This is a genomic window from Vibrio sp., assembly GCF_984391705.1.
This window is the reverse complement of record NZ_CFHWOM010000088.1, coordinates 1-8,879: the sequence shown is the minus strand read 5'-3', so window position 1 is coordinate 8,879 and position 8,879 is coordinate 1. Positions and strand designations below refer to the sequence as shown.

The following is an 8,879-nucleotide window of genomic DNA, read 5'->3' as shown; positions in this document are numbered from 1 at the left end:
AACCTTGCCAAGGTTGAGGTCACGAGTTCGAACCTCGTGTGTCGCTCCATTTTGATAGCCTTTATCGTGCTTAACGGTGACAAAAAGCGACACTAGCTCAGTTGGTAGAGCGCAACCTTGCCAAGGTTGAGGTCACGAGTTCGAACCTCGTGTGTCGCTCCAAATCTCCTTCAAATGACACAATCATTTGAAACGGTCATTAAGACCACAGCTCTTTATCTAATGCTGAGAAGCATCAACCAATAAACGTAAGTTAGTCCTCCTGAGTTCAGGTGGGCGTTTTTATGTCTCTTATTTCTACCAGCACGGGATGTGCTCAACTTAAAAGTTATAGTGAGCTTATGTGAACTAGGCTTTTCTGCATCCATTCACAGACTTATCCACAGTGTTGATTTTGTGGATAACTTAGTGGGTAACCTGATTTTACACTATGTATAACCACGTAATTTTAGGATCTTTTTCTTAATGAAACTTTCTTTCGGGTTGAGTTTTTCTGGTTAACTTATTGTTTTTTATGGTTATTTGCTGGTTTGCTGAGTGATTTTAGGATACTTTGTTCGATCATTAAGTGACTGTTTTTTGATCCTAGTCATTTGTTGCTGTTGTGATTAACTTCTCCTGCTGTAAGAAAACAAGCAAGCATCTTGTCTTTTTTCCACATTTACGTTTTTGGAGCTAAATCAAATTACGCATATGCCATACAGGCAAACTTTATGCATCCCGAGGTAAGCCTTTCTCAATGATTCGTATCAAGCGCTGTTGTTTTGAAGATGCTAAATAAACGGGAGTTTGGCTGATTTGCTGTTCGAGCGCCCACTCTATATGCTCGTCTAATACAGTACTCAATCCTTTTCGGCTAGCAAGTGCATCTACGATATGTTGTGAATAGGGGGCATTACCCATAGCGACAGATAGATTTCTCATCCACTGTAGGTGACCAATACGCCTAATTGCTGAGCCTTCCATATTTTTTAAAAATGTATCTTCATCCCATAGGAATAAAGTCACTAGGTCAGCGTTAACGAGCGTGCCACGTCGATGGAAGTCGCTTTGCTCTGTGATTTCTGAAAACCGGTTCCAAGGACAAACTAGCTGGCAATCATCACATCCGTAAATGCGATTCCCCATAGGTTTGCGGAATTCTTCCGGGATAGTGCCGTCAAATTCAATAGTTAGATAAGAGATACAGCGGCGAGCATCAACAACGCCATCTTCGACAATCGCGTTGGTCGGGCATGAGGTGATACAAGCTGTGCATTTGCCGCATCCATCTTTACTTTCTTCATCAATAGGAAGAGGGAGATCAATCAACAACTCCCCTAAGAAGAACCAAGAGCCGCACTCTTTATCTAAGATTAGAGAGTGCTTACCAGTCCAACCTAGCCCAGCTTTTTGAGCTAATGGACGCTCTAAAACTGGCGCAGAGTCGACAAACGGACGGTACCCAAATTGCCCTACTTCTTGTTCTATACGTTGGCCGAGTTTCTTAAGTTGGTTACGAACGAGCTTATGGTAGTCACGACCCAATGCATATCGGCTGATATAAGCTTGGGTTGTATCTGAGAGATTCGAAGCAAATTGGGCTTCTGGAGGTAAGTAGTTCATTCGCGCGCTAATGACACGAACTGTTCCTGGCAAAAGTTCGTTTGGACGCGCTCTCATCATACCGTGGCGTGCCATCCAATCCATCGTTCCGTGGTAACCAGCATCCAGCCATTTTTGCAGCTCTGCTTCATGATCGCTTAAATCTATGTCACAGATACCGACTTTTTGGAATCCAAGCTCTTGAGCCCAAATTTTGATCTTGTCGGCAAGCTCTTGATAGTTCATGCTGGTCGCTCTGGTTTGATGGGGGCAGGATCTTAACGGATCTTATAGATGGGATCTAGCGAATGATCCTAACAATCTCCGCAAGATTTTGCTGATTTTGGCTTTTACTTACACAACAACGCTTGTCTCTTAAAACCAACCCAGTTTACTATTCCTGTTCTTTTAAGTTTTATATAGTCACAACGTAGAGAATAATCTTCATGAGCACCAAACAATTTGCCCTTAAAGATGAGCATGCAACGATTCAGCTAGGTACAGCTCTAGCACAACGATGCTCACAGCAAACCACTATCTACCTACATGGTGATTTGGGCGCGGGTAAAACGACATTTAGCCGTGGCTTTGTCCGTGCTCTTGGTCATGAAGGTAATGTGAAAAGTCCAACTTATACGTTAGTCGAACCATACCAACTTGATCAATGGCAAGTGTACCATTTCGATCTCTATCGTTTAGCGGATCCTGAAGAGTTAGAGTTTATGGGTATTCGCGATTACTTCACACCAGATGCGATTTGCCTGGTTGAATGGCCTGAAAAAGGTCAGGGCTTGTTGCCATCGGCAGATTTAGATATTGAAATGCGTTATAACGGTGAGCAACGTGTCGCAGAGTTAACTGCGAACAATGATTATGGATCTCAATTACTTGAACAGTTGGAGTTATGTTAATCAGTAAACTGTTACGAGCTGCATTTTTCCCTTTTCTCTTAGCTCTATCTTTATTTTCATCGACAGTATTAGCCAATGCGCTTGAAGGGGTGCGCGTTTGGCCTTCTCCTGACGAAACGAGAGTTGTTATCGATTTAAAGTCAGAGGCTGAGTATAGCTATTTTACACTCAGTAGCCCTGAGCGTTTGGTTGTCGATCTGAAACAGACAACACTTAGCACTAAACTTCCAATTAATGTTTCTGAGAGCCCTGTTCTCAAAAAGATCCGCAAAAGCTCGCCGCCTGAGAAGAGCACTTATCGATTAGTGTTTGAGATGAAAAAGAAGGTGACGCCGCAGATTTTTAAATTGGCGCCTACACCAGGAGGACAGTATGGTCACCGCTTGGTGATTGATATGCCTCATGGTGCTTCGTCTACTAAATCTACCGCGAGCAACACGTCTTCAAAGCCTAATTCAGTCAGCCGTGATGCATCTCAATTAGCTGGCAGTGCAGATATTGTTGTCGCAATTGATGCTGGTCATGGTGGTGAAGACCCTGGTTCAATTGGCCCGACTCGAAAATATGAAAAACATGCCACTCTCGCGATATCGAAAAAGATCGCTGATCAAATAAATGCAGTGCCTGGCATGAAGGCTGTACTCACGCGTCGCAGTGACTATTACGTTAACTTAAACAAACGATCTGAAATTGCGCGTAAAAACAAAGCGCATTTACTTGTCTCAATTCATGCTGATGCATTCCACTCTCCAAAACCTCGCGGCGGTTCGGTATTTGTGCTGAATACTCGTCGCGCTAATACAGAAATCGCACGTTGGGTTGAGAACCATGAAGAGCAGTCTCAGCTGCTTGGTGGTGCAGGAGAGGTATTGGCAAAAAACAACAGCGATAAAAACGTAAGCCAAACTTTACTAGATCTACAATTTAGCCACTCGCAGAAAGAAGGCTATAAGGTAGCGACTAAGATTTTACGTGAAATGTCTCGAGTAGGGGTGCATTTACATAAGAAAGAGCCAGTTAATGCGAGTCTAGCTGTACTTAAGTCTCCAGATATTCCATCAGTTTTGGTCGAGACGGGCTTTATTTCCAACCCTACGGAAGAAAAACTACTGTTCCAGCGTAGTCATCAAGATAAGTTAGCGCGTGCTTTGTCTAAAGCGATTGTGCAGTATTTCGAAGCTAACCCACCAGAGGGGACTTTGTTTGCGAATCGTGGTAAGGCGATTAAACATAAGGTTTCTCGTGGTGAATCGCTCTCTTTGATTGCTAAAAAATACGGTTCTTCGACTAAAGCGATCATGCAGGCAAACAAGTTAAAGAGCAGTAACATTGCGATTGGCCAAGTGCTGACAATTCCTGGTTCATCAGGTTCTGTGTCGGTACCTGTCGTTTCTAACCCCGTCGAAACGAAGACGGTTACCCATGTGGTCCAAAAAGGCGACTACCTGGGTAAAATAGCAGCGCGCTATAAAGTGTCAGTCGCTGATATTAAACGTGAGAATAAGCTTAAGTCCGACACCTTGAAACTAGGTCAGAAGCTTAAAATTACCGTGAGCATGAAAGATCAACCATTGCGTAAACATAAAGTACAGCGTGGTGAGTTTTTAGGTAAAATTGCGAGTAAATATGGCGTGAGTGTAAGTAGCCTACGTAAGGCAAATAACTTACGCAGTGATGAGCTGGCAATTGGTCAAGTTTTGATTATCCCAAACAAGTAACGGTTTAATGGCATGACAATTAAAATTCTTCCAGCGCGTTTGGCAAACCAGATAGCGGCAGGTGAAGTGGTTGAAAGACCTGCATCGGTGGTCAAAGAACTGGTAGAAAACAGCCTAGACTCTGGTGCCACTCGCATTGATATCGATATCGAAAAAGGTGGTGCTAAGCTCATCCGCGTACGTGATAACGGTAAAGGGATTGTTAAAGAAGAGCTCGGCTTAGCGTTGAGCCGTCATGCCACCTCAAAAATACACACATTGGATGATCTTGAAGCGATCATTAGTCTAGGATTTCGTGGTGAAGCGCTGGCCAGTATCAGCTCTGTTTCCCGCTTAACAATGACGTCTCGCCCTGCAACCCAAGATCAAGCTTGGTCTGCGTATTCCGAAGGACGAGATATGGAGGTGAAACTCCAGCCCAGCGCTCATCCAATTGGCACAACTGTTGAAGTGCTTGACCTTTTCTTTAATACACCTGCCAGACGTAAATTTCTTCGTACTGAAAAGACCGAGTTTACGCATATTGACGAGTTGCTTAAACGCATCGCTTTGAGCCGATTTGATGTCACGATTAACTTACGTCACAACGGTAAACTGGTGAAGCAGTACCGTGCCGCAAAGAGTGAAGTTCAAGCCGAAAAACGCATTGCAGCCGTTTGTGGTAGCGCATTTGTTCGTAATATGTTGAAGATTGAACTTGAGCATCAAGGGCTCAAGTTGCACGGGTGGATTACGACACCAGAAGGGGCTCGTCAACAAAGCGATTTACAGTATTGTTATGTCAACGGCCGTATGATGCGTGACAAGCTGATTAACCATGCAATTAGGCAAAGTTATGAAACTAGCCTGAGGCCTGAGCAGTTTGCCACCTATGTTTTGTTTATTGAGTTAGACCCGCACCAAGTTGATGTTAATGTACATCCGGCGAAACATGAGGTCCGTTTTCACCAGGCTCGACTAGTCCATGACTTTATCTACCAAGCATTAAGTGATGCTCTAGCTCAAAGTGCGCATATTGATAAGCCAGAGATCACCGCCTCGGCGTTCCATATTCAGGATCCGGCAAGTGTGTCTGAGTCTGTAGAGAATGTCGTGACTCAGCCTAAAGAGGAATCCGCTTCAGTTCCAGAACAAGTCTATCAAGCGGTAGAGCATGTCCCTTCTTATCCAGGAAGAGCTGACTACCAAGAGCGTCGCTCTGAAGTACGTGAGGCTCCTGCACGCAATGAGTGGAATGAATCAAAACCGCAGTCCAATAAGTCTAAAGATCCTGGACGATATTCTGAGCCTACGCCGAGTAAACAAGAAGTAAAAGCTTATCAAGAGCTACTCAAAACGCCAGATGTCGAACCTATTGCAGCGCCAGTTGAGACTATTTCTCCCTCTCAAGTCAAGGGACCCTCTGTAGTGGTGGTCGAATCATTAGGTAAAGTGATTTGTATGGCTGCAGGGCGTTACGTTTTGATGGGCAATAAACAGGGTGCGCATTTGGTTAATTTAGCCAAAGCTGAATGGTTACGAGTGAATGGCCAACTTTCCACTCGGAGCGGCTCACTGAAAAGCCAGCCATTGCTTGTTCCTTTATCACTAAAACTCGAACCTGAGCAGATCCAGGCGGCGATACAGTTAGAAGAGCTACTACTGACATTTGGCATTGAGCTAAAAAAACGCACTCATCAAGCGCTGATGGTGATGGGAGTACCGCAGCCATTGCGTCAACAAAATCTACAACAACTACTCCCAGATCTGTTATCTTACGCCGCTTCGTGTTTTACCACCCAACACGCTATTGAGCCTAATCAATTAGCAAAATGGCTTAGTGATCATATTACTCAGGTAAAAAGTGACTACACTTTGTCGGAAGCCATCCAGATAATTGCTGATGTAGAGCAATTGTGGCAAGGAAGACTTCCACTTAGTGACCAAACCTTTGTCAAGCCAGTAGATTTTTCTGCAACGATTGCAGCGTTAGAATTATGAACAACACAGAATTACCTTTAGCTCTATTTTTAATGGGGCCAACAGCGTCAGGAAAAACGGATCTTGCGATTCGTTTACGCCAGAAATTCCCAGTAGAGATCATTTCAGTTGATTCGGCACTGATCTACAAAGGAATGGATATTGGTACGGCAAAACCTGATGCCGAGGAACAAGCCCAAGCGCCGCATCGCTTGATCGATATTCTTGATCCTAGTGAAGCCTATTCTGCTGCTGATTTTCGTCGTGATGCGCTGAATGAAATGAATAAAATTGTAGAGCAAGGCAAGATCCCACTCCTCGTCGGTGGCACCATGCTTTACTACAAAGCGTTACTGGAAGGGTTATCGCCACTACCAGCCGCAGATACTAAAATTCGCCAACAGATAGAGCAAGAAGCATTAGCTTTGGGTTGGGATAAATTACACGATCAATTAAAAGAGATTGATCCTGTCTCAGCAGAGCGAATCCACCCGAATGATCCACAAAGATTGTCTAGGGCATTGGAAGTTTATCGAATTTCAGGTAAAACTCTTACTGAGTTAACTCAAACTAAGGGCGAAAGCCTGCCGTACCGAGTTAAACAGTTTGCAATAGCTCCCAAGGAAAGGGCAGAGCTCCATCGCCGAATTGAGCTGCGCTACGAGAAGATGATCGAAGCGGGTTTTGAAGATGAAATGCGTGCGCTATATGCTCGCGATGATCTTCACCCAGATCTACCTTCGATTCGTTGTGTCGGTTACAGGCAGATGTGGGACTATTTGGATGGGAACTGCACGTTAGATGAAGCCATTTTTAAGGGCGTCTGTGCAACCCGTCAATTGGCCAAGCGACAAATCACCTGGTTACGCAGCTGGGATGATTTAACTTGGTTAGATAGTGAAAACATTGAACACGCGCTAGAAACTGTCTCAAATGCCATAGCATCTGAAGGTTTTAGCTGTGTATAATGTGATCGCTTTTGCGTGAATGTGCCCTGTAAAGGATCTGTTACTTGAAATTTCGCTTTAAAGCCGTCATAACAAGTAGCGACAGGGTGTTATTTTATTCGTTTAGCTCAGAGCAAAGGCCGCATCTTTTAATGCAGCGCACCACTAGCTAAATAACTAAAACAAAATTACAAAATAAGGAAAATAAAAATGGCTAAGGGGCAATCTCTACAAGACCCATTCTTAAATGCATTACGTCGCGAACGTATTCCAGTGTCTATCTACCTTGTAAACGGAATTAAACTACAAGGCCAGATCGAATCATTTGATCAGTTTGTTATCTTGCTGAAAAACACTGTTAACCAAATGGTGTACAAGCACGCTATTTCTACGGTAGTTCCTGCTCGCCCAGTGAGCCACCACAGCGGTGATCGTCCTCAAGGTGATCGTCAGCAAGAGAAATCAGAAGATTAATTCTCTGAATTACCATATTTGTTTGTAAGGAGTTGATTGCTTGTTTGACCGTTATGAAGCCGGTGAGCGAGCCGTACTTGTTCATATCAACTTCACGCAAGAAGGGGAGTGGGAAGATCTCAGCGAATTTGAGATGTTGGTCTCTTCAGCTGGCGTTTCTGCGTTACAAGTTGTAACCGGAAGTCGCCAGTCTCCACACCCTAAATACTATGTCGGAGAGGGTAAGGCTCAAGAGATTGCACAGGCTGTGCAGTTATCTGGCGCTGATATTGTGATTTTTAATCACGCCCTCTCTCCTGCCCAAGAACGTAACCTCGAACAGTTGTGTAAGTGTCGTGTGGTTGACCGTACAGGTCTGATCCTCGATATTTTTGCTCAACGCGCCCGAACTCATGAAGGTAAATTGCAGGTTGAGCTTGCTCAGCTTCGCCATATCTCAACCCGATTGATACGCGGCTGGACGCACCTTGAAAGACAGAAAGGTGGTATCGGTTTACGTGGTCCAGGTGAAACTCAGTTAGAAACTGACCGACGTCTATTGCGTGATCGTATTAAAGCGATATTGCGCCGTTTAGGGAAAGTGGCTAAACAGCGTGAACAAGGTCGCCGTGCTCGAAATCGAGCGGAAATCCCGACTGTTTCCTTAGTGGGTTATACCAACGCAGGTAAGTCGACCCTATTTAACCGTATTACTGAAGCAGGCGTTTATGCCGCAGACCAGCTGTTTGCTACGCTAGACCCAACTTTACGTAAAATAGAGCTAGCGGATGTTGGTCCGGCTATCTTAGCCGATACGGTAGGGTTTATTCGTCATCTTCCGCACGATCTTGTTGCTGCATTTAAAGCAACACTGCAAGAAACTCAAGAAGCTGACATTTTGTTACATGTTGTAGATGCCAGCGACGACCGTTTTCGTGAGAATATTCAAGCTGTTCATGAAGTGCTAGAAGAGATCGATGCCCACGAGGTACCGTCTCTGGTTGTCATGAACAAGATTGATAATCTAGAAGACCAGAAACCTCGTATAGAACGTGATGAGGAAGGAATTCCTCGCTCAGTTTGGGTTTCTGCAATGGAAGGCATAGGTATTGAGCTGCTGTTTGATGCGTTGACTGAGCGTCTCGCGAGTCAAATGGTTCAGTATCAATTGCGAATCCCGCCACAACATCAAGGGCGAATTCGTAGTACATTCTTCCAGATGAAATGTATTCAACGAGAAGAATATGACCAGGAAGGTAACTTGTTGATTGATGTTCGCATGCAACAAGTGGATTGGTCTAGACTTG

General features: G+C 44.4%; 7 protein-coding genes and 1 tRNA gene. 7 read left to right on the top strand and 1 reads right to left on the bottom strand.

From position 1 onward, the window contains the following. The first annotated feature begins 86 nt into the window (after positions 1-86). Positions 87-162 (top strand) — tRNA-Gly (locus AC4MRV_RS20790). Positions 163-711: 549 nt separating this feature from the next. Here AC4MRV_RS20790 and queG read toward each other — a convergent pair. After that, the gene (gene queG / locus AC4MRV_RS20785; protein ID WP_491189205.1) at positions 712-1,830 is read right to left on the bottom strand and encodes a tRNA epoxyqueuosine(34) reductase QueG; all 1,119 of its coding nucleotides are present in this window, start codon (positions 1,828-1,830) and stop codon (positions 712-714) included. Between the two features lie 200 nt (positions 1,831-2,030). Between queG and tsaE the strand changes: the two genes are divergently transcribed. The 6 genes from tsaE to hflX form a co-directional block, all read left to right on the top strand. Beyond that, complete coding sequence (gene tsaE, locus AC4MRV_RS20780) at positions 2,031-2,495, top strand: tRNA (adenosine(37)-N6)-threonylcarbamoyltransferase complex ATPase subunit type 1 TsaE (protein ID WP_491189204.1); 465 nt, start codon at positions 2,031-2,033, stop codon at positions 2,493-2,495. Further along, positions 2,489-4,213 (top strand): LysM peptidoglycan-binding domain-containing protein, encoded by a 1,725-nt coding sequence (locus tag AC4MRV_RS20775; protein ID WP_491189203.1) that lies wholly within the window; start codon positions 2,489-2,491, stop codon positions 4,211-4,213. Before tsaE ends, AC4MRV_RS20775 begins: the two co-directional genes overlap by 7 nt. Positions 4,214-4,225: 12 nt before the next feature. Next, complete coding sequence (gene mutL, locus AC4MRV_RS20770; protein ID WP_491189202.1) at positions 4,226-6,193, top strand: DNA mismatch repair endonuclease MutL; 1,968 nt, start codon at positions 4,226-4,228, stop codon at positions 6,191-6,193. Continuing rightward, complete coding sequence (gene miaA / locus AC4MRV_RS20765; RefSeq protein ID WP_491189201.1) at positions 6,190-7,140, top strand: tRNA (adenosine(37)-N6)-dimethylallyltransferase MiaA; 951 nt, start codon at positions 6,190-6,192, stop codon at positions 7,138-7,140. Before mutL ends, miaA begins: the two co-directional genes overlap by 4 nt. A 189-nt stretch (positions 7,141-7,329) precedes the next feature. Next, positions 7,330-7,593, top strand: a complete 264-nt coding sequence (gene hfq, locus AC4MRV_RS20760; RefSeq protein ID WP_004743153.1) for an RNA chaperone Hfq — start codon at positions 7,330-7,332, stop codon at positions 7,591-7,593. Positions 7,594-7,633: 40 nt separating this feature from the next. Next, a partial coding sequence (gene hflX, locus AC4MRV_RS20755; RefSeq protein ID WP_491189200.1) for a ribosome rescue GTPase HflX occupies positions 7,634-8,879 on the top strand: 1,246 nt, incomplete at its 3' end.

Coding starts and splice junctions, on each gene's coding strand:
- queG (WP_491189205.1), bottom strand. CDS start 1,830: ATGAACTATCAAGAGCTTGCCGACAAGATCAAAATTTGGGCTCAAGAG.
- tsaE (WP_491189204.1), top strand. CDS start 2,031: ATGAGCACCAAACAATTTGCCCTTAAAGATGAGCATGCAACGATTCAG.
- AC4MRV_RS20775 (WP_491189203.1), top strand. CDS start 2,489: ATGTTAATCAGTAAACTGTTACGAGCTGCATTTTTCCCTTTTCTCTTA.
- mutL (WP_491189202.1), top strand. CDS start 4,226: ATGACAATTAAAATTCTTCCAGCGCGTTTGGCAAACCAGATAGCGGCA.
- miaA (WP_491189201.1), top strand. CDS start 6,190: ATGAACAACACAGAATTACCTTTAGCTCTATTTTTAATGGGGCCAACA.
- hfq (WP_004743153.1), top strand. CDS start 7,330: ATGGCTAAGGGGCAATCTCTACAAGACCCATTCTTAAATGCATTACGT.